25 protein-coding genes are annotated in these 21,941 nt (G+C 71.4%); 11 read left to right on the top strand and 14 right to left on the bottom strand.

What is annotated here, in order from left to right; translation table 11 throughout:
* From OG2516_RS02115 to OG2516_RS02105, 3 genes are all read right to left on the bottom strand, one after another.
* Positions 1–1,035 carry an SPOR domain-containing protein gene (locus tag OG2516_RS02115; protein WP_007253952.1) on the bottom strand — a complete coding sequence of 345 codons (1,035 nt, stop codon included), beginning with the start codon at positions 1,033–1,035 and terminating at the stop codon, positions 1–3.
* Positions 1,036–1,128: 93 nt separating this feature from the next.
* Entirely contained in the window at positions 1,129–2,871 is a 1,743-nt protein-coding gene (argS, locus tag OG2516_RS02110; protein ID WP_007253951.1) for an arginine--tRNA ligase, read from the bottom strand.
* Positions 2,872–2,951: 80 nt separating this feature from the next.
* On the bottom strand, positions 2,952–4,136 hold the full coding sequence (locus OG2516_RS02105; protein WP_007253950.1) for a deoxyguanosinetriphosphate triphosphohydrolase: 1,185 nt from the start codon (positions 4,134–4,136) through the stop codon (positions 2,952–2,954).
* A gap of 234 nt (positions 4,137–4,370) precedes the next feature.
* Here OG2516_RS02105 and OG2516_RS02100 point away from each other — a divergent pair, with 234 nt between their 5' ends.
* The 6 genes from OG2516_RS02100 to OG2516_RS02075 all read left to right on the top strand — a co-directional run bounded on the left by OG2516_RS02100 (position 4,371) and on the right by OG2516_RS02075 (position 8,121).
* Positions 4,371–4,688, top strand: a complete 318-nt coding sequence (locus tag OG2516_RS02100) for a hypothetical protein (protein ID WP_007253949.1) — start codon at positions 4,371–4,373, stop codon at positions 4,686–4,688.
* 64 nt (positions 4,689–4,752) lie between these two features.
* Positions 4,753–5,478: a L,D-transpeptidase gene (locus OG2516_RS02095; protein ID WP_007253948.1), complete on the top strand. Its 726-nt coding sequence runs from the start codon at positions 4,753–4,755 to the stop codon at positions 5,476–5,478.
* 76 nt (positions 5,479–5,554) lie between these two features.
* Positions 5,555–5,878 carry a HesB/IscA family protein gene (locus tag OG2516_RS02090; protein WP_040615344.1) on the top strand — a complete coding sequence of 108 codons (324 nt, stop codon included), beginning with the start codon at positions 5,555–5,557 and terminating at the stop codon, positions 5,876–5,878.
* Positions 5,879–6,037: 159 nt separating this feature from the next.
* Complete coding sequence (locus OG2516_RS02085; protein ID WP_007253946.1) at positions 6,038–6,436, top strand: hypothetical protein; 399 nt, start codon at positions 6,038–6,040, stop codon at positions 6,434–6,436.
* Positions 6,437–6,514: 78 nt separating this feature from the next.
* Positions 6,515–7,297, top strand: coding sequence for an exodeoxyribonuclease III (xth, locus tag OG2516_RS02080; protein WP_040615341.1), 783 nt, complete (start codon positions 6,515–6,517; stop codon positions 7,295–7,297).
* Entirely contained in the window at positions 7,294–8,121 is an 828-nt protein-coding gene (locus OG2516_RS02075; RefSeq protein WP_007253944.1) for a hypothetical protein, read from the top strand. The genes xth and OG2516_RS02075 overlap by 4 nt, the downstream gene beginning before the upstream one ends.
* Here OG2516_RS02075 and OG2516_RS02070 read toward each other — a convergent pair.
* Together OG2516_RS02070 and dksA are read right to left on the bottom strand one after the other, a co-directional pair.
* Complete coding sequence (locus OG2516_RS02070) at positions 8,118–9,227, bottom strand: FAD-dependent monooxygenase (RefSeq protein ID WP_007253943.1); 1,110 nt, start codon at positions 9,225–9,227, stop codon at positions 8,118–8,120. The two genes, OG2516_RS02075 and OG2516_RS02070, sit on opposite strands and share 4 nt — an antisense overlap.
* 43 nt (positions 9,228–9,270) lie before the next feature.
* On the bottom strand, positions 9,271–9,693 hold the full coding sequence (dksA, locus tag OG2516_RS02065; RefSeq protein ID WP_007253942.1) for an RNA polymerase-binding protein DksA: 423 nt from the start codon (positions 9,691–9,693) through the stop codon (positions 9,271–9,273).
* Between the two features lie 323 nt (positions 9,694–10,016).
* Between dksA and OG2516_RS02060 the strand changes: the two genes are divergently transcribed.
* From OG2516_RS02060 to OG2516_RS02050, 4 genes are all read left to right on the top strand, one after another.
* Positions 10,017–10,478 carry a GNAT family N-acetyltransferase gene (locus OG2516_RS02060; protein WP_007253941.1) on the top strand — a complete coding sequence of 154 codons (462 nt, stop codon included), beginning with the start codon at positions 10,017–10,019 and terminating at the stop codon, positions 10,476–10,478.
* Positions 10,475–11,821 (top strand): DUF2927 domain-containing protein, encoded by a 1,347-nt coding sequence (locus OG2516_RS02055; RefSeq protein WP_007253940.1) that lies wholly within the window; start codon positions 10,475–10,477, stop codon positions 11,819–11,821. Before OG2516_RS02060 ends, OG2516_RS02055 begins: the two co-directional genes overlap by 4 nt.
* 8 nt (positions 11,822–11,829) lie before the next feature.
* Positions 11,830–11,994, top strand: a complete 165-nt coding sequence (locus OG2516_RS20150; protein WP_007253939.1) for a hypothetical protein — start codon at positions 11,830–11,832, stop codon at positions 11,992–11,994.
* 449 nt (positions 11,995–12,443) lie between these two features.
* Positions 12,444–13,142, top strand: coding sequence for a M48 family metallopeptidase (locus OG2516_RS02050; protein WP_007253937.1), 699 nt, complete (start codon positions 12,444–12,446; stop codon positions 13,140–13,142).
* Here the strand turns inward: OG2516_RS02050 and OG2516_RS02045 are convergent.
* Positions 13,130–13,510, bottom strand: coding sequence for a VOC family protein (locus OG2516_RS02045; RefSeq protein ID WP_007253936.1), 381 nt, complete (start codon positions 13,508–13,510; stop codon positions 13,130–13,132). The genes OG2516_RS02050 and OG2516_RS02045 overlap by 13 nt on opposite strands.
* Before the next feature lie 89 nt (positions 13,511–13,599).
* Here OG2516_RS02045 and soxR point away from each other — a divergent pair, with 89 nt between their 5' ends.
* Entirely contained in the window at positions 13,600–14,043 is a 444-nt protein-coding gene (gene soxR / locus OG2516_RS02040; protein WP_007253935.1) for a redox-sensitive transcriptional activator SoxR, read from the top strand.
* On the opposite strand, the gene lpxB is transcribed toward soxR, so the two are convergent.
* The 8 genes from lpxB to rseP all read right to left on the bottom strand — a co-directional run bounded on the left by lpxB (position 14,040) and on the right by rseP (position 21,938).
* Complete coding sequence (lpxB, locus tag OG2516_RS02035; RefSeq protein WP_007253934.1) at positions 14,040–15,200, bottom strand: lipid-A-disaccharide synthase; 1,161 nt, start codon at positions 15,198–15,200, stop codon at positions 14,040–14,042. The genes soxR and lpxB overlap by 4 nt on opposite strands.
* Positions 15,197–16,006, bottom strand: coding sequence for an LpxI family protein (locus OG2516_RS02030; RefSeq protein ID WP_007253933.1), 810 nt, complete (start codon positions 16,004–16,006; stop codon positions 15,197–15,199). Before OG2516_RS02030 ends, lpxB begins: the two co-directional genes overlap by 4 nt.
* Before the next feature lie 3 nt (positions 16,007–16,009).
* Entirely contained in the window at positions 16,010–16,795 is a 786-nt protein-coding gene (gene lpxA, locus OG2516_RS02025; RefSeq protein ID WP_007253932.1) for an acyl-ACP--UDP-N-acetylglucosamine O-acyltransferase, read from the bottom strand.
* The gene (gene fabZ, locus OG2516_RS02020; protein ID WP_007253931.1) at positions 16,792–17,262 is read right to left on the bottom strand and encodes a 3-hydroxyacyl-ACP dehydratase FabZ; all 471 of its coding nucleotides are present in this window, start codon (positions 17,260–17,262) and stop codon (positions 16,792–16,794) included. Before fabZ ends, lpxA begins: the two co-directional genes overlap by 4 nt.
* 61 nt (positions 17,263–17,323) lie before the next feature.
* Positions 17,324–17,920, bottom strand: a complete 597-nt coding sequence (locus tag OG2516_RS02015; RefSeq protein WP_007253930.1) for an OmpH/Skp family outer membrane protein — start codon at positions 17,918–17,920, stop codon at positions 17,324–17,326.
* Positions 17,920–20,238, bottom strand: coding sequence for an outer membrane protein assembly factor BamA (gene bamA / locus OG2516_RS02010; protein WP_007253929.1), 2,319 nt, complete (start codon positions 20,236–20,238; stop codon positions 17,920–17,922). The genes OG2516_RS02015 and bamA overlap by 1 nt, the downstream gene beginning before the upstream one ends.
* Before the next feature lie 136 nt (positions 20,239–20,374).
* On the bottom strand, positions 20,375–20,503 hold the full coding sequence (locus OG2516_RS20835; protein ID WP_007253928.1) for a hypothetical protein: 129 nt from the start codon (positions 20,501–20,503) through the stop codon (positions 20,375–20,377).
* A gap of 100 nt (positions 20,504–20,603) precedes the next feature.
* Entirely contained in the window at positions 20,604–21,938 is a 1,335-nt protein-coding gene (gene rseP, locus OG2516_RS02005; RefSeq protein ID WP_007253927.1) for an RIP metalloprotease RseP, read from the bottom strand.
* Positions 21,939–21,941: the final 3 nt, after the last annotated feature.

Here is a 21,941-nt window from a genome sequence, read left to right as displayed (position 1 = left end):
TCAGCGCATGACCACGGGGATGCAGAGCGCATCCTCGGAGACGAGGGCCGCGCAGAAGCGGCGGGCGTCGGAGAGGTCGTCGAAGCCCATCGCGCGCAGCCGGTAGAAGGTCCGCCCGCCGCTCTCGGCGCGCTGGATCACCCGGCTCTTGCCGTCCATGAAGTCGCTGAAGCGGCTGGACATGCGCAGCCACTCCTCGGCGGCGAGCTGCTCGGTGTCGAAGGCCCCGAGCTGCACGAGCTTGGTCCCGGCGGGAATCGCCTCGGGCACCGCGATGCGCAGCGCGCCGGAGGCGGCCGGCACGTCGGCGGCGGCGAGCGAGGCGTTCGTCGGCGCGAGACCGGCGGCGGTCGGCTGGATCCCGGCGATGCGCATCGGGCGCTGCGGCGGGCGCGGCGAGACGGACACGCCGGGGACGGTGGCGTCGATGGCGTCGGGGCCAGCGACTGGGGCGCCGTCGAGGCTCATCTCGACGCTGGCGTTCTCCACGTCGGTCGCGGTCAGCGGCTCGATGCCGGCGGCGATCTGGTCGGCGAGCTGCATGATCTGCTCGGCGGTCATCGCCTCGTCGTCGCCCGGCGCGGCGGCCATGTCGGCCGCCGGGGCGCTCGCCTCGATCAGCTGCGCCTCGCCTCCGGCGGCGCGGGCCACGGCCGCGGTGACGCCGGCGATGGCCTCGGCGGGAGCTTCCTCGGCGGGCACCTCGAGATCCTCGGCCGCGAGCCCGACGCCGCCGGGCGCGAGCATCAGCCGGTCTTCGGGCGGCGCGGCCTCGCCGACGGCGGCGACCGCGTTGACCGCGAGCCCGCGATGGAGCGCGACCTCGCCGCCCGGGTTGTCGGGCGCGGTGCGCATCGGCCCCTCGATCGCGCGCACCACCGGAACGCCGGTGACGTCGCGCACGACGAGCTTGTAGCCCCAGACGCCGACACCGGCGATCAAGGCCAACGAAAGGGCGGCGCCTGCGAGGTTGACGAGCGTGCCGGCGGCGAACGCCGGCTGCGGCGCGTCCGCACCATAGGATAAGTCTGCCATCTCTGCCTCACTGCCCCGGCGGCTGGGTCCGCCGGTGGTCCATTCTGGTTCCTGCTCGGCTCCCGCGAGGCGGCCCTGAGGGCCCCGTGCGCTTCAGCGCATCTCGTCCACGGGAGTGACCCCAAGGATACCAAGGCCGGCCGAAATCACAATCGCCGCGGCCCGGGGCAGCGCAATTTTCGCCTGTGTTGCAGCGGCGTCACCCTCCTGCAGGAAGCGCAGGGAATGATCCTCGTTGCCCTTGTTCCAGAGCGCGTGCAGCTCGGAGGCGAGCTCGTAGAGGTAGAAGGCGACCCGGTGCGGCTCGTGGGTGCGCGCCGCGATCTCGACGAGGCGCGGCCACTCGGCGAGCTTCTTCGCCAGCGCCAGCTCGGATTCGTGGGTGAGGCCGGACAGGTCGACCTCGGCGAGCGTCGCCGTTTCGGTGTCGATGCCCTCCTCGGCGGCCTTGCGCAGGACCGACTGCACCCGGGCGTGGGCGTACTGGACGTAGAAGACCGGGTTGTCCTTGGACTGCTCCGTCACCTTGTCGAAGTCGAAATCGAGCGGCGCGTCGTTCTTGCGGGTGAGCATGTGGAAGCGGGTCACATCGGGGCCGACCATGTCGACCACGTCGGCCAGCGTCACGAAGGTGCCGGCGCGCTTGGACATCTTGAACGGCTCGCCGTTCTTGTAGAGCTTCACCAACTGGATCAGCTTCACGTCGAGCGGCACCTGGCCGTCGGACATGGCGCTGACAGCGGCCTTCATGCGCTTGACGTAGCCGCCGTGATCGGCGCCGAGCACGTCGATCAGCTGCGTGAAGCCGCGCTCGAGCTTGTCGTGGTGGTAGGCGATGTCGGGGGCGAAGTAGGTCCAGGTGCCGTCCGACTTCATGATCGGCCGGTCGACGTCGTCGCCGTGCGCGGTCGAGCGGAACAGCGTCTGCTCGCGCGGCTCCCAGTCCTCGGGCACCTTGCCCTTGGGCGGCTCGAGCGTGCCCTTGTAGATCAGCCCCTTGTCGCGCAGCGACTCGATGGCGCCCTCGATCTTGCCGGTGCCGTAGAGCGACTTCTCGGAGAAGTAGTTGTCCATCACCACGCCGAGCGCGGCGAGGTCGTCCTTGATGACCTGCATCATCCGGTCGGTGGAGAACTCGCGCACGTGCTTGAGCCACACGTCCTCGTTCTGGTCGACGTAGGCGTCGCCGACCTCGGCCTTCAGCGCCTCGCCCACGGCGACGAGGTAGTCGCCGGGATAGGTGCCGTCCTCGAAGCGGACCTCGCGGCCGTGCGCCTCGAGGTAGCGCAGGTAGACGGAGCGGGCGAGCACGTCGACCTGCGCGCCGCCGTCGTTGATGTAGTACTCGCGCGTGACCTCGTGGCCGGCATAGTCGAGCAGGCTCGCCAGCGCGTCGCCGAAAGCGGCGTTGCGCACGTGGCCGAGATGCATCGGGCCGGTCGGGTTGACCGAGACGAACTCGACGTTGACCTTCTCGCCCGCGCCCATGTCGGAGCGGCCGTAGCTGTCGTCCCGCAGCACCTGGCGCACCAGATCCTGCCAGACGCCGTCGGCGAGGCGGATGTTGAGAAAGCCCGGCCCCGCCACCTCGGCGAGCGCGATGCGCGGATCGTCGGCGAGCCGCGCGGCGAGCGCGTCGGCGATGTCGCGCGGCTTCATCCCGGCGGGCTTGGCGAGCACCATCGCGGCGTTGGTGGCCATGTCGCCGTGGGCCGGGTCGCGCGGCGGCTCGACGGCGACGTTGGCGGTGTCGAGCCCGTCGGGGATCGTGCCGTCGGCGGCGAGGGCGGCGAGGCGGTCGACCACGAGGGCCCGGATGTCGGCGAACAGGTTCATCTCTCTGGGTCCCGGTCTGGAAGTGGCTGTTGCTGGTTCGGCGGCGGGTTTAGCACGGGGCGCGCCCGGTGCAACGCCGCTTAGCGCAGGCCGCGCCCGAGCGGCGCGAGCTCGGGCAGCGGCTCGCCGTTCCGGCACAGCCGCGCGTGGGTCTGGATCGCGAAGCGGTCGGTCATCCCGGCGATGTAGTCGCACACGATACGCGCCAGCTCCGTCTCTCCCTCGGCCTCGGCGACGTCCTTGCGCCACTGCCGGGGCAGCAGCGTCGGGTCGTCCATGAAGACCGGGAACAGCTCCTCGATCACCTGCGTCACCTGCGCCCGCATCTCCACCACCGAGGGCGCGCGGTACATCCGCTCGAACAGGAACCGGCGGATCACGTTGAGGTCGGCCCAGAGCGCGTCGGAGAACTGCACCATCATCCGCCCCGCCCCGCGCACGTCGGAGACGCTCCCGGGCGCGAGATCGGCGAGGTTGGCGCGGCTCACCGCGAGCACGTCCTCCACCAAGATGCCGAAGAACCGGCGCAGCGCCTCGTGGCGGCGGCGGTAGTAGTTGAGGCCAGGGTACTTCCTGTCGACGGCGGCGAAGCAGTCGGCCAGCACCGGCAGCTCGGCGAGCTCGTCGGTGGAGAACAGCTCGGCGCGCAGCCCGTCGTGCAGGTCGTGGTTGTTGTAGGCGATGTCGTCGGACAGCGCCGCCACCTGCGCCTCGGCGCTGGCGTGGCTGGCGAGCTCGAGGTCGTGGACCGCGTCGTAGGCGGCGAGCGCCCAGGGCACCGGGTCGGTCACGGGGCCGTTGTGCTTGGCAATGCCCTCGAGCGTCTCCCAGGTCAGGTTGAGCCCGTCCCACTCGGCGTAGTGCCGCTCGAGCGAGGTGACGATGCGGACGGTCTGGGCGTTGTGGTCGAAGCCGCCATAGGGCGCCATCAGCGCCGACAGCGCGTCCTCGCCGGTATGGCCGAAGGGCGTGTGGCCGAGGTCATGCGCCAGCGCGACGGCCTCGGTCAGCTCCTGGTCGAGGCCGAGCACCTGCGCCATCGTCCGCGCCACCTGCGCCACCTCGATGGAATGCGTCAGCCGGGTGCGGAAGTAGTCGCCCTCGTGCTCGACGAAGACCTGCGTCTTGTGCTTCAGGCGCCGGAAGCTCGAAGCGTGGATGATCCGGTCGCGATCGCGCTGGAACTCCGAGCGGAAGGTGCTGTCCGGCTCGACGTGGAGCCGGCCCCGGCTCGCGGCGGGGTCGCTGGCGTAGGGGGCTCGCATGTCCCTGCCCTCTTGTCTGTCCCGACCGGCCTGCCCGCCGGCCCTGCTTGTCCGTCGCGCCCGCCCTTGCCCGGGCGGTGCGCGTCTCGCGGCGTCCGGCCTGCCCGCCATCCGCTCGCGGCCCTCCTAGCAGGGGCGGCGGGCGGTGGCGAGCCGATCCTGCCGGGAGGGCCTCTCGGGTTCGTGAGCCGCGGTGGCTCGACTTCGGCGCGGCGCGGGTGGAAGGTCGCGCCCATGCGCGTGACCCGCCCGATCCTCGTCGTCCTGCTGACCCTGCTGATGCTGCCCTGGGGCGCGTGGGCGGCCGCGGCGTCGGCCGAACGCGCGGCGTTCGGACCGGTCATCGTGGCCGAGAGCACCGTCGAGACCGCACCCGCGCGGCTCTGCCGGGGCGCCTCGCTGCCCGGCAGCCCCTGCGCGGTGCCGGTGGTCCTGCCCGCGCCCGCCGCCGCGCCGGCGCGGCCCGGTGCGCCGGTGCTGCTGCCCGAGCGCGGCCGCTTCGGCGAGGGCCTCGCGGGTGGTGGCCCGCGACGCCCGCCGCGGGCGGCCTGAGCCGCCGCCATTCCCGCCACCGGCGGGACCACTCGCTTACCGACATCTTCCACGAGGCTCTCTCATGCAGACCCGACGCCTGTTCCTCCTGACCGCCGCCGCGGCCCCCCTCGCCGCCTGCGCGCGCAGGGCTCCGCCACCGCCGCCGCCCCCCGCCGTCGCCTTCGCCGCCCCCGCCGAGCCCGCGCCGCCGCCGATCCCGCCGTTGCCCGCCCGCTACGGCGCGATCACCGACGAACCCTATCCCGTCCCCGCCGTGCCCGAGGGCGTGGTGCGCGAGGAGCTGTGGCGCCAGGAGGTGGCGGACCCCTACGGGCGCTACGAGGTCGGCTCCATCGTCATCGACCCCGACGCCGGCTTCCTGCACCTGATCGAGCCCGACGGCCGCGCCCTGCGCTACGGCGTCGGCACCGGCGCAGCGGGGCGCGCGTGGAACGGCAACGCGGTGGTCCAGTTCAAGCGCCACTGGCCGCGCTGGAAGGTGCCGGCCGAGATGATCGAGCGCCGCCCCGACCTCGCCCCCTATTCCGTCGCCGCCGGCGGCATGGATCCGGGGCCGGGCAACCCGCTCGGCGCGCGCGCGCTCTACCTGTTCGAGGACGGCGTCGACACGCTCTACCGCATCCACGGCGCCTGCGAGCCGGAGAACCTCGGCAAGGCGGTCTCGTCGGGCTGCATCCGGATGCTCGACCAGGACGTGATCGACCTGCACGACCGGGTGCGCCACCACGCGCCGGTCTTCGTGCTGCCGACCCTGCGCCCCCAGAGCAACGTGCGCGAGCTCTACTGAGCCGACGGGCCCGCCCCTTGCGGCAAGGCGGCGGGCCCCATAAATCTGCACCAGCGACACGGAGCCTCTCACGATGATGACCCTGCCCCCCAAAGTCACCCCCCGTGCCTTCGAGCGCCTCGCCGAGATCGGCGCCGCCTCCGAGGGCAAGGCGCTGCGCGTGGCGGTGGAGGGCGGCGGCTGTTCCGGCTTCCAGTACCAGATCGATCTCGACGAGCCCGCGGAGGACGACCTCGTCCTCGAGGGCGCGGGCGAACGGGTCGTGATCGACGCGGTCTCGCTGCCGTTCCTGTCGGACGCGGTGATCGACTTCGCCGACGAGATCATCGGCGCCCGCTTCGTCATCGAGAACCCCAACGCCTCCAGCTCCTGCGGCTGCGGCACGTCGTTCTCGATGTAGTCGCCCGGAAGAAGTTCCCGGCTCATCTTCGCGGCCGCGCAACGCTCTCGTGCACATACGCACACTCACGCCAACGTCAGAAATTTCTCTGTGCTGACGCGCAACCATTTCGTTGCTCGTCGTGTTGGTGGGGCAATGAAACGAACACGGAGATTACCAATGACCAACAAGAGCCTCATCGCCCTGACCGCCGCCGCCGGCCTCTTCGGCACCGTTGCCGCCGCGGACAGCTACTTCACCTACATCGACAACGCGCCCCAGCAGGCCGACGCCGTCATCGAGCTGGGTGAAGTGGTCGCCGATTCCGCCGGCACCGTCGTGATCTACGACTACAACGGCGGCGAGTTCGGCGAGATCCTCGGCTCGGTCGAAGTTGGCGCCGGCGCCAACACCGACGTCGAAGTCAACGTCGGCGCGCGCCCGCTTTTCGACGTGGCCGCCGTGCTGTACCTCGGCGAGCCTACCACGCCCGACATGGCCGCTGCCTGGGTCGAGATCGAGCTGATGGACATGGGCATGGACGGTGACGAAACCGGCGACACCACTGCCAACAACTAAGGCCGGTCCAAGATCGGACGGAACCAGGGCCAGTCTTCGGACTGGCCCTTTTCCTTTGCCTGCGCCATGGTCCGCTCCATGAAAATCGCGACCTTCAACATCAACGGCATCAAGGCCCGCCACCAGTCCCTGCTGGCGTGGCTCGACGAGGCCGACCCCGACGTGGTGCTCCTGCAGGAGATCAAGTCGATCGACGAGAACTTCCCCTCCGAGCTTTTCGAGGAGAAGGGCTACAACGTCGCCACCCACGGCCAGAAGGGCTTCAACGGCGTCGCCATCCTCTCCAAGCTGCCGCTCGAGGACGTCTCGCGCGGCCTGCCCGGCGACGACACCGACGAGCACGCCCGCTGGATCGAGGCGACGGTGGTCGGCGAGCATGCCGCCATCCGGCTCTGCGGACTCTACCTGCCCAACGGCAACCCGGCGCCGGGGCCGAAATACGACTACAAGCTCGCCTGGATGGAGCGGCTCCACGCCCGCGCCGCCGAGTTGATGGAGGCGGAGGAGCCGGCGATCATGGCGGGCGACTACAACGTCATCCCCCAGCCCGAAGACGCCGCCCGACCCAAGGCTTGGGTGAAGGATGCGCTGTTCCTGCCCCAGACCCGCCGCGCCTGGCGGCGCCTGCTCAACCTCGGCTTCACCGAGGCGTTCCGCGCCAAGACACTGGCGGCCGGGCACTATTCCTTCTGGGACTACCAGGCCGGGGCCTGGCAGAAGAACGACGGGATCCGCATCGACCACGTCCTGATGACCCCGCAGGCCGCCGACCTGATGCGCGACGTCTGGATCGACTCGGCCGTGCGCGGGCGCGACAAGCCCTCCGATCACGTGCCCGTCGTGGTCGACCTCGCCGCGTGAGCACCCTGCTCCGGCTCCTCCAGGGCCGCACCGACGCCCAGACCCGCCTGCGCGGGCGGATCTGGCGCTGGCGGCGCGGGGAGGTGCGACCCTCGGCGGCGCCCGAGGTGATCTTCGCCATCCCCCTCGTCTCGCGCCGCCGCGCGGGCGATTGGGCGCAGGTGGAGGCCAACCTCGCGGCCACGCTCGACAGCTTCCGCCGCCAGAGCGACCCGGGCTGGCGCGCCGTCATCTGCGGACAGGACCGCCCCGCCCTGCCCGATGACGCGCGCATCACCTTCGTCACCGCCCGCGTCGGCGACAAGTTCTACGACAAGGGCGACAAGCGCCGCCAGCTGATCCGCCACGTCTCCCGCACGCTTGCGGGCGACGGCTACTACATGCAGTTCGACGCCGACGACATCCTCCACCCCGAGGCCGTCGCCCACATGCGCGCCGACAACAACGGGCGCGGCTACCTGATCGACAAGGGCTACTTCGTCCATGCCGGCACCCGCGCCGTCGCGCCGATGACGCCGCCCGAGAAACCCTTCCACCTCGCCTGCGGATCCTCCTCCGCCGTCTACGTCGATTTCCGCACCCACCGCCGCGACGCCCGCCTGCTCGCCGAGCACCGCTCGCACACCAGGGTGGCGCGCATCTGCGACGAGTGGGGCGTGCCGCTCGACCCGGTGCCGTTTCCCGCCGCGCTCTACGTCGTGGGCCACGGCGAGAACATGATCGCCCGGCGCGGTAAGCTCGACGAGCGGCTCGGCTGGTTCGAGCGCGCGGGCATCGCCGATCCCGCCGAGCGGGCGCGCATCCTCAAAGAGTTCGGCCTCTAGCCCGCCGTCACGTCGTGGCCGTAGAGCCAGTCCATCCGCCCGAGGAACGCCCGGGGCGCGACCTTCGACAGGGTGCGCAGCGCCACGTGGGCGGCGGCGCGGCGGGGGCCGCGGAGGTGGTAGTTCACCGCGTTGCGCTCGGCGCTGGCGATGGCCCGGGCGACGCGCGGGCGGCGCACGGGGCCGTAGCCGGCGAGGTCGCCCCGCGCCCAGTGGGCGGCGAGGCTCCAGGCGTCCTCGAGCGCGAGGTTGGCGCCCTGCGCGAGGAACGGCAGCGTCGGGTGGGCGGCGTCGCCGAGCAGCGCGAGGCGGCCGTTGCTCCAGCTCCCGGCGACGGGATGGCGGAACAGGCCCCACTCGTGCACCGTCTCGACCCGCCGAAGCAGCGCGCGCACCGGCGCGGCCATGCCGGAGAAGGCGCGCGCGAGCGCGGCGGGATCGGCGGCGCGATGCCAGCTCTCCTCGACCCACGCCGCCCGCTCCTCGACGGCGACGATGTTGAGCCGTCCGCCGGGCAGCGGATAGCTCACCACGTGCCGCCCCGGCGCCATCCAGATCCGCGCCTCCGCCGGCTGCTCCGCCTCGATCACCGCCCGCCAAGCCACCTGCCCGGTGAAGAACGGCGCCTGCGCCCCGTTCAGCACCGCCCGGCTGGTCGCGCGCAGACCGTCGGCGCCGACGGTGAGGCCGGGCCTGATGCGGGTGCCGGCCGTGAAGCTGCCGTCTGCAGCGATGTCCTCGACCCGCCGCCCGAGATGCAGCGCCACCCCGGCGGCGCGGCAGCCCTCGGCGAGCAGCTCGATCAGGTCGGCGCGGTGGAAGGCGCGGTAGCGGGGGCCGCCGAGGCCGGTGAGATCGAACCGCGCGACCGGACGGCCGCCGACCCCGTCCATCGGCAAGAGGGCATCGAGCGCCAGCCCGCGCGCGCGCACGGCGTCGCCGAGGCCGAGCGCGTCGAGGACGCGCGCGCCGTTCGGGGTGATCTGGATGCCGGCGCCGACCTCGCGCAGCGCCTCGGCCTGCTCGAAGACGGCGACTTCCGCGCCGTGCCGGGCGAAGGCGAGCGCGGCGGCAAGCCCGCCGATGCCGCCGCCGATCACCGCCACGCCGGGCGCGGCCGGAATGGCTGGCGGCGTAGTCTCGCGCCGCTCAGTCGTCGCGGTGGACCTTCTCGCGGCGCTCATGACGCTCCTGCGCCTCGAGGCTCATGGTCGCGATCGGGCGCGCGTCGAGCCGCTTCAGCGAGATCGGCTCGCCGGTCATCTCGCAATAGCCGTACTCGCCCTCCTCGATCCGGCGCAGCGCGGCGTCGATCTTGGCGACGAGCTTGCGCTGGCGGTCGCGGGTGCGCAGCTCGAGCGCGCGGTCCGTCTCCTCCGAGGCGCGGTCGGCGATGTCGGGAATGTTGCGGGTCTGATCCTTCATCGCCTCGATCGTGTCGCGGCTCTCGTCGAGGATCTCGGTCTTCCAGTTGTGCAGCTTGCGGCGAAAGTACTCGAGCTGACGCTCGTTCATGAATGGTTCGTTATCGGCGGGTCGGTAATCGTCCGGCAGAAAAACCTCGGCCTTCATCGTGTTATCCCTTGCCTCGCCGTCTGCTGGCTCTTGCGGGTGACCAGTCATTCAGCGTCCCCTCTCTTGTGGCGCCCGTTTACTCCCTCGCCGCGAGGGTGTCACCCCCACATTTCCTCTAAAACGCGAGGGTTAGCGCCATCACGCGCGGCAGCGAAATCGCCTGTATGCACGGCCCCGCGGCGGGGTCCGCGCGCCGCCCGGTGCGGGGTTTGCGGTAACGCCGGCTTGATCGGGCGCGAGGCGCGGCACAAACGGCTGGAAGTTCGCGCCCCGGCCCGGCAGGCTCTCTCCATGCGAGTCCCCTTCCGCCAGGAGCAGGAATGACCACGACAGGCAGCGATATCGAGATCCGCGAACTGACGCCGCAGGACGAGGCGGACTGGCGTGAGCTCTGGACGGCGTACCTCGACTTCTACGGAACGACCGTCCCGGAAGACGTCTACGCCACCACCTTCGCCCGCCTCACCGGACCCGACATGGCCGACATGGAGGGCCGCCTGGCGCGGATCGACGGCAGGGCCGTCGGCCTCGTCCACACCATCTGGCACCGCCATTGCTGGCGCACCGAGGACGTCTGTTACCTGCAGGACCTCTACGCCGCGCACGACGCGCGCGGCCGTGGCGTCGGGCGCGCCCTGATCGAGGCGGTCTACGCGGCGGCCGACGCACGCGGCACGCCGCGGGTCTACTGGCTGACGCAGGAGGACAATCACGCCGCCCGCAAGCTCTACGACCGGATCGCGAAGCTGTCGCCGTTCGTGAAGTACGACCGCCCGACATGAGACGCTGGCTCCCGATCCTGGCGCTGCTGGTGGCGTCCTGCGCGCCCAGCCCGCCGCCGGATCGGGCGCTGAGCCTCGACACCCTGCCCCCGATGCGCGCCTTCGCGGCCGCCTCCCCGCGCCAGCCGACGCGCCCGAACGCCGAGATCGAGCGCGACTTCCTCGACCTCGCCTTCCGTATGGAAAGCGGCCGCGTACTGCCGGTGATGACGCGCTTCGAGGAGCCGATCACCGTGCGCGTCGCCGGGGCGGCACCGGCCTCGCTGGCGGGCGATCTCGAGGCGCTGCTGGCGCGGCTCCGGACGGAGGCCGGCATTGACATCCGCCGCACCGGCGGCGCCGACGCGGCGATCACGGTGCAGGCCATCCCCTCGTCGACGCTCCAGGGCGCGGTGCCCCGCGCGGCCTGCTTCGTGGTGCCGCGGGTGTCGTCGTGGCAGGAGTTCCTCGCCGCGCGCCGCACGCCGCAGGTGGACTGGACCACCCTGACCCGGCGCGACCGCGCGGCCATATTCGTGCCCGCCGATGCCGCGCCGCAGGAGATCCGCGACTGCCTGCACGAGGAACTCGCCCAGGCGATCGGCCCGCTGAACGACCTCTACCGGCTGCCCGACAGCGTCTTCAACGACGACAACATCCAGGCGGTGCTGACCGGCTTCGACATGCTGATCCTCGCCGCCTACTACGCGCCCGAGCTGCGCAACGGGATGAGCCGCGCCGAGGTGGCGCTGCGGCTGCCGGGGGTGCTGGCGCGGCTCAACCCGGGCGGCGCGCGCGGGCGGGCGAGTGGCGAGCGCGGCGAGAGCCGCGACTGGGTGGCGGCGATCGAGGAGGCGATGGCGCGCGAGACGCCGACGGTGCAGCGGCGCGCGGCGGCGGCGGAGGCGATCCGGATGGGACGGGCCTTCGGCTGGGGCGGCGCGCGCGCGGGGTTCGCCAGCTACGCCTACGGCCGGCTGCTGGTGGGCCATGACACGAGCGCCGCGCTCGCGGCCTTCCACGCGGCCGACCGGGCCTATGCCCAGGACCGGCTGATGCGCATCCACCGCGCCCACGTGGCGGTGCAGCTGTCGGCCTTCGCCCTCTCGGCCGGTGACGGCGAAGCGGTGCTGGGCCTCGTCGAGCCGGCGCTGGCGGTGGCGCAGGAGTACGAGAACGCGGCCCTGCTCGCGACGCTGCTGATGTTCAAGACGGAGGCGCTGACCCTGCTGGACCGCACCGCCGAGGCCGAGGCCGTGCGGCTGGACAGCCTGGCGTGGGCGCGGTACGGCTTCGGCTCCGAGAGCAGCGTGCGCGCGCGGCAACGCGAGATCGCGGCGCTGCGGCCGGACGGCAGTTACTGAGGCCCGCGATGATCCTATCCCTGATCGGTCTGTTGCTCGGCGCCGCCGGCGGTGCCTGGCGGGCACGCGCGCTCAGGGGCAGCCGCGCCGACATCCTCCAGTGGGCCGCGGTCTGGGCCCTGATCGGCGCGCTCATCGGCCTCTTCATCACGGTATTCCTCATTCGCGCCTGACTGCAGGCGCGCCTGACCGCGCGTGGATGATCTTGGCTTTCGGGAGGTGGCGCCGGGCGCCGGGTCGGCCTTTCTGGCCGTGCGATCCAAAGTTTCAGGCTTTGCCCGGAACTTGATCCTGCTCGAGGCGCGCCTAGCTGTAGCGCGACTCGCCTGGCTTCGCATCCCGACCGTCGTCGAGTTGCGCTATGCGGCTCAACAGAGCCGTAAGGACCTCCGGCTGGTCCTGCGGAGGGTGATATGCCTTTTGCAGACCCTCCTTCAGGGCCGCCTTGTCGACGTCACGATAGTCCATTGCTACTGCCTCGTTTTCGGGCCGGCCCTCCCCCGGGGACGGCGGCTTCAGCGGATAAAACGCCGTGGTTTTAGCAGCGGTTCCTAAAAATAGGGTGAACACGGCGCCACGTTGCCGACTTCCCACAGCGCCGCCCAGCCACCATATGTAGTGCATGATAAAGCTGACCCCGATTCTTCTTGCGGTTCTCTATGGCCTGCTGGTCTACCGCTTCTCCGCCTGGCGGACGGCGCGGGAGCTCGACAGCCGCTCGACCGAACTCGCCGATCCGCGCCTGCGCACCATCCTCGCGCGGATGGCGAAGGCGCTCGATATCGAGCGGATCCGGGTCCACATCTACGAGATAGATCCAGTCAACGGCCTCGCCGCGCCCGACGGGCGGATCTTCCTGACGCGCGGCTTCTATCGCAAGTACCAGAACGGCGAGGTCAGCGCCAACGAGCTGGCCAGCGTCATCGCCCACGAGCTCGGCCACGTCGCGCTCGGCCATTCGCGGCGGCGGATGATCGATTTCTCCGGCCAGAACGCCCTGCGCGCCGCGCTCGGCATGGTGATCGCGCGGATCATCCCGGGCATCGGCTTCGTCATCGCCAACGCCCTCACCTCGCTGCTCTCGGCGCGCCTGTCGCGGGCCGACGAGTACGAGGCCGATGCCTACGCCTCGGCTCTGCTGGTCAAGTCGGGCATCGGCACGGGGCCGCAGAAGTCGCTGTTTCGCAAGCTCGAGGCGCTGACCGGCGCGCGCGCGGGCGCGGCGCCGGCCTGGCTGCTGAGCCACCCGAAGACCGACGAGCGCGTCGCCGCGATCGAGGCCAACGAGCGGCGCTGGCAGGTGGAGCCTCACTCGTCGTAGGCGACCACCTCGATCTCGATCCCGTTCTCCTCGCGGAAGTAGAAGCGTCGGCCGGGCTCGTAGTCGGCGTGGCTGTGCGGCTCGTAGCCCCGCGCCCGCACCCGCGCCTCGGTGGCGTCGAGGTCGTCGACGACGATGCCGATGTGGTTCAGGCCGCCGAGGGTGGCGTAGCTGCTGCCGCCCGATCGCGGCGACTCGGGGCCACGGTAGAGGGCGACGTAGCTGTCGTCGCTGCCGACATGGACGGAGTAGCCGCCCGAGATCGCGTCGCCGCTCCAGCGAACGTGCCAGCCGAAGAGATCGGCCAGCATGGCGGCGGAGGCGTCCGGATCGGGGACGGTGACGTTGGTGTGCTCGAGGCGGGACATTTGGTTTCTCCTGGTTTCCGAGGCCGTTGCCGGCGATGCACACCTTGTGTAACTTCTCAAGTTAACTTCAGATCAAGGAGAAATTTCCCATGCGGGACAATGGCCTCACCATCGGCGACCTGGCCGCCCGCACCGGGCTGGCGGTCTCGGCGATCCGCTTCTACGAGACCCACGGCATCGTGCAGCCGGTGCGCAACGCCGGCGGCCACCGCCGCTACGGGCGGGCCGACATCCGGCGGCTGTCGTTCGCGATGATCGCCCAGCGGCTCGGCTTCCCGCTCGCCGAGATCGCCGGCCACCTCGCGCGCTTCCCGGCGCACAAGGCGCTGACGGCGCAGGATTGGGCGGAGATCTCCAGGGGCTTCCGGGGGCAGATCGAGGCGCGCATCGCCGAGCTGGAGCGGCTGCGCGACAAGCTAGACGGCTGCATCGGCTGCGGCTGCCTCAGCCTCGAGCGCTGCGCCCTCTACAACCCCGACGACCGCGCCGCCGCGCGCGGCCCTGGCCCGCGCCACGTGATCGACGCCGACTAGCGCGTCGGGCGCCGCCCCAGCCCGTCGAGCACCGCCCGCGCGGCGCGCATGCCCGGGTCCTCGCCGTACTGGCCGAGCCGCTCCATCGTCACCGCCATCGCCGCGCGCTGCGCGGCCGGGTCGGCGAGCTGGCGCAGCAGCGCCTCGGCGACGGGGCCGGGGCGGAAGTCGGCGCCGATGAACTCGGGCACGGTGCGGGTGTCGCTGACGAGGTTGACCAGCGTCACCGTGTCGACGAGCATCATCCGCCGCATCAGCGCCAGCGTCAGCCGGTTCATGTCGTAGGCGATCACCATCGGCGTCTCCGCCGCCGCCAGCTCGAGCGACACCGTGCCCGACGCGGCGAGCGCGACGTCGGCGGCGCGGAAGGCGGCGCGCTTGTCGGCCCAGGCGTCGGGGTCGGTGCGCGGATCGATGAGGATCGGCGCGCCGGGCCAGCGCCTCGCCTTCTCGGCCACGAGATCGGCCACCGGCGCGGCGCAGGGCACCACCACCCGCGCACCGGGGCGCTGCGACAGCACCAGCCGCAGCGTCTCGCCGAAGCGGTCGGCCAGCCGCGCCACCTCGCCGCGCCGCGAGCCGGGCAGCGCGAGGACCAGCGGGCCGGTGATCTCGTGGCGCTGTCGAAAGCGCAGCCCGTCGACCGGCGTGGCCAGCGTCTCGGACGCAACGGGGTGGCCGACGAAGTCGCAGCGCAGGCCCACGGCCTCCATGTAGGGCGGCTCGAAGGGAAACAGCGCCAGCACCTGGTCGATGTAGCGCGCCATCTTCCGCGCCCGCTTGGGCCGCCACGCCCAGACCGTCGGCGCGACGTAATGCACGCAACGCACGTCGCTCGCAGCCTTCACCTGCCGCGCCACGCGCAGGCCGAAATCGGGGCTGTCGATGGTGACGAGCACGTCCGGCTCCGAGGCGACGACGGCGGCGGCGGTCTCGGCGATGCGGCGCTTGAGGTGGGTGTAGCGGGGCAGGATCTCGACGAGGCCCATGACGCTGAGCTCGTCCATCGCGAAGCGCGAGGTCAGCCCCTCCGAGATCATCTCCGGCCCGCCGATCCCCTCGAACCGCACGCCGGGCATGAGCCGCTTCAGCCCCGCCATCAGCGTCGCGCCGAGCCGGTCGCCCGAGGCCTCGCCCGCGACGAGGAAGACCTTCACGGCGCGGACCTGTCGCGGATCCAGAGCGTCAGGCCGAGATCCCGGCACCGGTCGATGACCCGCGCGAGGTCGAGCACCACGACGCCGCCGGCCTCCACGACGATGCCGCCGAGCCCCGCCTCGGCGACGCTCATCGGGGTCTGCGGCCCGATCGCGGGGAGGTCGACGCGGCGATCCTGGCCGGGCTTGGCGGCCTTGTAGAGCAGGCCGGTGCGCGGGCCGTCGGGCGTCAGCAGCGCGAGCATCGCCGCCGTGCCCTCCGGCCCCTCCTGCGCCAGCACCCGGCCGCCGCGCACCGCGCAGGCCTGGCCGAGATCGGCGGCCCCGAGTTCGGCGACGACGGCCTCGGCGAGCGCGGCGTCGGCCTTCAGCGCCTCGCCGGGCGCGGGGCCGGCATAGTGGCCGGCGGGCGGCAGCAGCTCGGGGACGATGTCGTGCGCGCCGACCACCTCCATTCCGGCCTCCTCGAACAGCCCGACGATCTCGCGCAGCGCGCCGTCGTCGCCCTTGCCGAGCGCCGCCTTCAGGCGCGGCACGAGCGGGACGGTGGCGGCATCGATGGCCGCGGGGTCGATCACCGGGCGGCGCACCGCGCCGGCGAGACAGACCCGCTCGACGCCCCGGCTGCGCAGCGCGCCGATCAGGCTGCCGAGCGTCTCGAGGCGGAACGGCAGGCGCGGCAGATCGGGCGGCAGGTCGGGCGCGAAGCCGGCCATCTCGCAGACCAGCGGCACCTCGCCGTTCTCGGCGAGCCGGGCGCAGAGCAGACCGGGCAGCAGACCCGTTCCGGCGATCAGCGCCAGCATCCCCTACCCTCCCGGCGTCAGGAACGAGCGGTCGGTGTCGCCGAGGATGAAGTCGACCATCTCCTGCACCGGCTCCGAGACGCTCTCGGCCTTCAGCCGGCGGGCACGGTCGGCGAAGGTGCCCTCGCCGTCCTTCAGCATCTGGAACGCGGCGCGCAGCGCGGTGATGTCGGCGCGGCCGACGCCCTTGCGCTTGAGGCCCACGAGGTTGAGCCCGTCGAGCACCCCGCGCGGCCCCTGCACGAGGCCGTGGGGGACCACGTCCTTCGTCACCATGGTCACCGCGCCGATGATCGCGCCGCGGCCGATGCGCACGAACTGGTGCACGCCGCAGAGGCCGCCGACGATGACGTCGTCCTCAAGCACGCAATGACCGGCGATGGCGGACTGGTTGACGATGATCACCCGGTCGCCGATGCGGCAATCGTGGGCGATGTGGCAGCCGGCCATGAACAGCCCGTCGTCTCCCACCCGCGTGAGCCCGCCGCCGTGGCCGGTGCCGATGTTCATCGTCACGTGCTCGCGAATTCGGTTCCTCGCGCCGATCACGAGCCGCGCGGCCTCGCCGGAATACTTGAGATCCTGCGGGATCGCGCCGAGGACGGCGAACGGGAACACCTCGCTGCCCTCGCCGATCTCGGTGTCGCCGGTGACGACGACATGGCTGTGCAGCACCACCCCGTCCGCGAGCCGCACGTCGGGGCCGACGTGGCAGAACGGCCCCACGCGCGCGCCGGGCGCGATCTCCGCGCCCGTCTCGACCACCGCGCTGGGGTGGACGTAACTCATGTGCCGGGCAGTTCCATCATCGCGGTGAACTCCGCCTCGGCGGCGAGTTCGCCGTCGACGGTGGCGCGGCCGGCGAACTTCCAGACCTTGCCGCCGGGGCGGCCGCGCGTGGTCTCGAGATCGAGCAGCAGCTGGTCGCCGGGGACCACCTTGCGGCGGAACTTGCAGCCGTCGATGCCCATGAAATAGACCCGCAGGTTGCCCTCGGTCAGGCCGAGCGACGTGCCCACCATGACGGCCGCGGTCTGCGCCATCGCCTCGACGATGGTGACGCCGGGCATCACCGGGTTGCCCGGGAAGTGGCCCTGGAAGTGGGGCTCGTTCATCGAGACGTTCTTGATCCCGCGCGCCGTCTTGATGCCGTCGATCTGCACCACCCGGTCGACGAGGAGGAACGGATAGCGGTGCGGCAGGATCGCCTGGATCAGGTGGATGTCGGCTTCGGTCGGGGCCGGGCTGTCGGTCATGGAGGGTCCTCGCTGGCTCGTCCGGTCTGGTTAGCAACAGCGCCCCCCTCGGGCAAGCTGCCTACTCCTGCGCCTCGGGCGCCACGTCACCGTCGCCGGTGCCGTCGCCGATCTCGGCGTCGATCCGCGCGACGGCCTCGTCGGTGATGTCGATGGCGCCGACGCCGAGGATCACCGTGCGCCGGTCGAGGATGACGGCGGCGCCATATTCGGCCATCAGCCGGCCCAGCACCGGGCGCGCGGCGGCGAGGAACTGCTCCTGCGCCTGCTGCACGGTCTGGTTCAGCGCGCGCTCCTTGGCGTCCTGCGTGCGGCGGATCTCCTGCACCTTCTCGTCGAACGCCGCCGCCTCGGCGCGGAACGCCTCCGGCGCCATGGTCGGGCGGCGCTCGGTGAGGGACGTCTCCTCGGCCTCGAGCTCGGCAGTGATGCGGCGGTTCTCGGCGGCGAGCGCCTCGGTCTCGGCCTGCAGCTCACGCGCGATGCGGTCGCCGAAGGCCGAGCCGGAATAGAGCAGCTCCGGATCGATCGTCAGCACCGGGCTGCGCACCCCGCCCTCGCTCGCGACGGGGGGCGTGGCCGGGGCCTGCTGGGCCGGCAGCGCGGCGGGCGCGGCGAGCGCCAGCAGCGCCAGGACGGGCGCCGCTGCGCGGATCATCAGAACGCGGTGGAGATCGTGAGGTCGAAGTCGCGCGTCTTGTCGCGCTCCTGCACGTCGATCGGCTCGGAGAAGTTGAACCGCAGCGGGCCGATGGGCGTGGTCCAGAAGATCGACAGGCCGGCGACGCTGCGCGGCGTGAAGTCGTTGTAGATCACGTCGGCGCCGTGGGTGTCGCCGACATCCCAGACGGAGCCGTGGTCGAAGAACACGCCGCCGGTGATGCCGTACTCCTCGGGCAGGCCGAGCGGGAATTCGGCCTCGACCCGGGCGACGGCGAAGTAGTTGCCGCCGAGCGCGTCGTCGGTGTCGGCGTCGCGCGGGCCGACGCCGCCGGCCTCGAAGCCGCGCAGCAGGCGCGAGCCGAGGAAGTAGCGGTCGGTGACGCGGCTGCTGCCCTCTCGGTAGTCGAGCGCGCCGCCCTCGACGGTCGCGCGCAGGGTGACGTCCTCGCCCAGCACCCGCGTCTCGGCGCTGGCCAGCGCGGTCGACTTGATGAACTGCGCGTCGCCGACGCCGAACTCCTGCCCGAAGCGCAGCACGACCCCGACCCGCGGCTCGAGCCCCGAGCGGCGGTTGTCGTAGGAGAACGAGTAACCGAGTGCGTGGGTGGCGACGCCGCCCTGCTCGGCCTCCTCGAAGATCAGTACGGAGGCGCGCTCGTCGGCCGGCGCATCGCGCGTGCCGGCGACACCGGTGATGTCGGTGTACTCGTAGGCGTAGAACACCGACAGCCGGGTCTGCTCGCCGGCCGGGAAGCTGAGGCCGGGGCTGACGCGCAGGGTCTCGGTGTCGTAGAGCGCGTTGGCGTTGTCGGTGGTGCGGTAGGCGGCGTCGAGCCCGAAGCGCAGGTCGCGCCCGAGCAGGTTCGGCTCGGCGAAGTTGAACGAGAAGTTGCGGTTTGTCTCGCCGGTGGAGACCGAGAAGGCGAGCGACTGGCCGCGGCCGAGGAAGTTGCGCTCGGCGAAGCTGGCGACCAGCGAGATGCCGTTGTCGGTGTTGAAGTTGGCACCGAAGGAGAGCGAGCCGGTGGGCTGCTCCTCGACGTCCACATCGATCACCACCTGGTCGGGGCTCGAGCCCTCGCGGGCGTTGACGGTGGCGTCGGCGAAGTAGCCGAGGGCGCGGATGCGCTCGGCGCTCTCGCGGACTTCGCGCGGGTTCAGCGGATCGCCCTCGACGGTGCGGAACTGGCTGCGGATCACCCGGTCGAGGGTGGTGGTGTTGCCCTCGATGTCGATGCGCTCGACGAAGATGCGCTCGCCGGGCACCAGCACGTACTCGATGTTGAGCAGCAGGCCGCGGTCGTCGCGGGTGATGCGCGGGTCGACGCGCACGAAGTTGAGCCCCATCCGCGACGCCTGCGCCTCGAGGCGGGCGATGTCGTTCTCGATATCGGTCGGCGAGTAGATGCTGCCCGGGTCGAGCCGCACCGCTCCGGCGAAGGCGGCCGGGTCGGCCTCCGGGATCTCGCTGGTCAGGCCGACGTTGCCGATGCGGAATTGCTGCCCTTCCTGGACGTTGAACGTCACGAGGTAGGCGTCGCGCTCGCGCGAGAGGGCGACGTCGACGTCGTTGACCACGAAGTCGACATAGCCGCGCGAGTTGTAGAAGTCGGTCAGCACCTGCTTGTCGAACTGGATGCGCTCGGCGGAGTAGGTGTCGCGCTGGATCAGCACCCGGAACGCTCCGGCCTGCTTGCTCTCGAGCACGCCGCGCAGGCGGCGGTCGGAGAAGCTGCGGTTGCCGACGAAGGAGATCCGCTCGATCTCGGAGAGGCCGCCCTCGAACACCTCGAACACCAGGTCGACGCGGTTGTTGTCGCGGCGGATGATCGAGGGGAGCACGGTGGCGTTGACGCGGCCCGACCGGGCGTAGGCCTCGGCGATGGCGGCGGTGTCGCGCTCGGCGGTGGCGGGGTTGTAGACGCGGCCCTGCTGGCTCTGGATCACCGCGCGCAGCTGCTCGTCGTTGAGCCGGGCGTTGCCCTCGAAGCTGACGAGGTTGACCTGCGGGTACTCGCGCACCTGGATCACCAGGGTCGACCCCTGCGGCACCACCTCGACGGATTCGAAGAAGCCCGAGGCGCGGATCTGCTGGGCGGCGTCGTTGAGGCGGGCGGCGTCGACCGCCTCGCCGCGCGAGATGCCGGCGTAGGACAGGATCGTGGCGTCCTCGATGAGCCCGTTGCCCTGAACCGAGACGCTGTCGAACCGGTAGGTCTGGGCGCTCGCGGTGACCGCGACCAGCATCAGCGCCGCGGCGCAGGTGGTCGTGAAGGTTTTCCGTGCCGCGACGCGGCTACCGCTGAACATCATAATCCCTGCCTCGAAGTCGTCCCCACTGCTACATCTGGTAGCTGCATGGGTGCGGCTTGTCAAAACGAGAACGCGCCCGGGAGGACGCGTTGTGGCAAGTAATCGGGTTCAGACGCCGGCGGTGCCGCCGACCGGCTCAGGGCGGCGCGCCCAGGAACGCACCGAACGTCAGCGCCACGCCGAGGACGGCGAGGTAGAGCAGGCGGTCCTGGTTCAGCTCGATCAGGAGCGACAGGCTCTCGTAGCTCTCGTTCATGGTCGACATGCGGTCTCCGCCTCATCGTTGCGCGTGGTTGGTCGCGCACCGTGATGACGGAGGATTGTGGCAGCACCTTGCCCCGATCATGGCGATCGGGCGGAGTCGTTCAGGGGCAGAGGAAAAGGTCGTTGGCCAGCGCGAACAGCATCAGCGTCAGCAAGACCGACAGCCCGGCCGCCATCAGCACCCGCAGCGCCGCGTCCGAGGGCGGCTTGCCGCGCACCGCCTCGTAGGCGTGAAACACCAGGTGGCCACCGTCGAGGATCGGCACCGGGAACAGGTTGAGCATCCCCACCGCCGTCGACAGCACCGCGACGAACCAGATGAAGTCGAGCGGCCCCTGGCTCGCCATCGCGCCCGACGTCTCGGCGATGCCGACGGGGCCGGAGAGGTTGCAGGTGGAGATGGCGCCGGTGATCATGTGCCACAGCCCGTCGAGCGACGAGGTGATGATGAACCACACCTGCGCCGCGCCGTAGCCGAGCGACGCGAGCAGGCCGAGGCTCTCGGTCTCTGCCTCGAAGAACAGCCCGCCGCTGATGCCGATCAGGTAGCGCGTCTCGAAGCCGCCCTCGGGGCGCGGCAGATCGACCGAGCGCGGCACGAGCGTGAAGTCGAGCACCTCGCCGTCGCGCCAGACCTCCAGCGCCAACGGCCCGCCGTCGGAGGCGCCGACGATCTGGCGCAGCTCCTCGAAGGTGCGGATGTCGGTGCCGTTGATCGACAGGATCACGTCGCCCACGGCGAGGTCCACGTCCATCGCCGCCGATTGCGGATTGAGCCCGAGGATGACCGGCGGATACGGGTACGGCCCCTGCACCACCCGCTCCTCGCCGTCGCGGCGCACGCGGTACTCGAGCGTCGCCTCGAGCGGCAGGGTGTCGAGGAAGTCGTCGAACTCTTCGAGCGACGGCGCGGGGCGGCCGTCGATGGCGAGCACCTCGTCGCCCGGCTCGAGCTCCTGCACGTAGTCGGCCGGCAGCGCGCGCAGCTCCGACACGGTGAGCGGATCGCGCGCCTGCCCTTCCGACAGGATCACCAGCGCGAAGATCAGGAACGACAGCGCGAAGTTGAAGAACGGTCCCGCCGCCACGGTGGCGGCGCGCGCCCAGAGCGGCGCGCCGAGCATCGTGCGCCGCTTGTCCATCTCGCGGATGTCGGCGTTGGCCCCGACGCTCGCGGCGTTGGCGTCGCCGAGGAACTTCACGTAGCCGCCGAACGGCAGCGCCGCGATCTGCCACTTGGTGCCGCGCTTGTCGACGCGCGAATAGAGCACCGGCCCGAAGCCGAGCGAGAACACCTCCGCGTCGATGCCGCTCCAGCGGCCGACGATGTAGTGGCCGTATTCGTGGATCGCCACGATGATCGACAGGGCGACGACGAAGGCCAGGATGGTGAAGGCGGCGCCGCCGAACTGGGGGATGATCTGTGAGATGTCCACGGT

The sequence above is a fragment of the Oceanicola granulosus HTCC2516 genome, from assembly GCF_000153305.1.
Classification (GTDB): Bacteria; Pseudomonadota; Alphaproteobacteria; order Rhodobacterales; family Rhodobacteraceae; genus Oceanicola; species Oceanicola granulosus.
The sequence above is the reverse complement of the archived record's forward strand: the minus strand, read 5'-3'. Positions and strand labels throughout refer to the sequence as shown.

Excerpts from the sequence above, each read along its gene's own strand:
- OG2516_RS02115 (WP_007253952.1), bottom strand. The coding sequence starts at position 1,035 with ATGGCAGACTTATCCTATGGTGCGGACGCGCCGCAGCCGGCGTTCGCC.
- argS (WP_007253951.1), bottom strand. The coding sequence starts at position 2,871 with ATGAACCTGTTCGCCGACATCCGGGCCCTCGTGGTCGACCGCCTCGCC.
- OG2516_RS02105 (WP_007253950.1), bottom strand. The coding sequence starts at position 4,136 with ATGCGAGCCCCCTACGCCAGCGACCCCGCCGCGAGCCGGGGCCGGCTC.
- OG2516_RS02100 (WP_007253949.1), top strand. The coding sequence starts at position 4,371 with ATGCGCGTGACCCGCCCGATCCTCGTCGTCCTGCTGACCCTGCTGATG.
- OG2516_RS02095 (WP_007253948.1), top strand. The coding sequence starts at position 4,753 with ATGCAGACCCGACGCCTGTTCCTCCTGACCGCCGCCGCGGCCCCCCTC.
- OG2516_RS02090 (WP_040615344.1), top strand. The coding sequence starts at position 5,555 with ATGACCCTGCCCCCCAAAGTCACCCCCCGTGCCTTCGAGCGCCTCGCC.
- OG2516_RS02085 (WP_007253946.1), top strand. The coding sequence starts at position 6,038 with ATGACCAACAAGAGCCTCATCGCCCTGACCGCCGCCGCCGGCCTCTTC.
- xth (WP_040615341.1), top strand. The coding sequence starts at position 6,515 with ATGAAAATCGCGACCTTCAACATCAACGGCATCAAGGCCCGCCACCAG.
- dksA (WP_007253942.1), bottom strand. The coding sequence starts at position 9,693 with ATGAAGGCCGAGGTTTTTCTGCCGGACGATTACCGACCCGCCGATAAC.
- OG2516_RS02060 (WP_007253941.1), top strand. The coding sequence starts at position 10,017 with ATGACCACGACAGGCAGCGATATCGAGATCCGCGAACTGACGCCGCAG.
- OG2516_RS02055 (WP_007253940.1), top strand. The coding sequence starts at position 10,475 with ATGAGACGCTGGCTCCCGATCCTGGCGCTGCTGGTGGCGTCCTGCGCG.
- OG2516_RS20150 (WP_007253939.1), top strand. The coding sequence starts at position 11,830 with ATGATCCTATCCCTGATCGGTCTGTTGCTCGGCGCCGCCGGCGGTGCC.
- OG2516_RS02050 (WP_007253937.1), top strand. The coding sequence starts at position 12,444 with ATGATAAAGCTGACCCCGATTCTTCTTGCGGTTCTCTATGGCCTGCTG.
- OG2516_RS02045 (WP_007253936.1), bottom strand. The coding sequence starts at position 13,510 with ATGTCCCGCCTCGAGCACACCAACGTCACCGTCCCCGATCCGGACGCC.
- soxR (WP_007253935.1), top strand. The coding sequence starts at position 13,600 with ATGCGGGACAATGGCCTCACCATCGGCGACCTGGCCGCCCGCACCGGG.
- OG2516_RS02030 (WP_007253933.1), bottom strand. The coding sequence starts at position 16,006 with ATGCTGGCGCTGATCGCCGGAACGGGTCTGCTGCCCGGTCTGCTCTGC.
- lpxA (WP_007253932.1), bottom strand. The coding sequence starts at position 16,795 with ATGAGTTACGTCCACCCCAGCGCGGTGGTCGAGACGGGCGCGGAGATC.
- fabZ (WP_007253931.1), bottom strand. The coding sequence starts at position 17,262 with ATGACCGACAGCCCGGCCCCGACCGAAGCCGACATCCACCTGATCCAG.
- OG2516_RS02015 (WP_007253930.1), bottom strand. The coding sequence starts at position 17,920 with ATGATCCGCGCAGCGGCGCCCGTCCTGGCGCTGCTGGCGCTCGCCGCG.
- bamA (WP_007253929.1), bottom strand. The coding sequence starts at position 20,238 with ATGATGTTCAGCGGTAGCCGCGTCGCGGCACGGAAAACCTTCACGACC.
- OG2516_RS20835 (WP_007253928.1), bottom strand. The coding sequence starts at position 20,503 with ATGTCGACCATGAACGAGAGCTACGAGAGCCTGTCGCTCCTGATCGAG.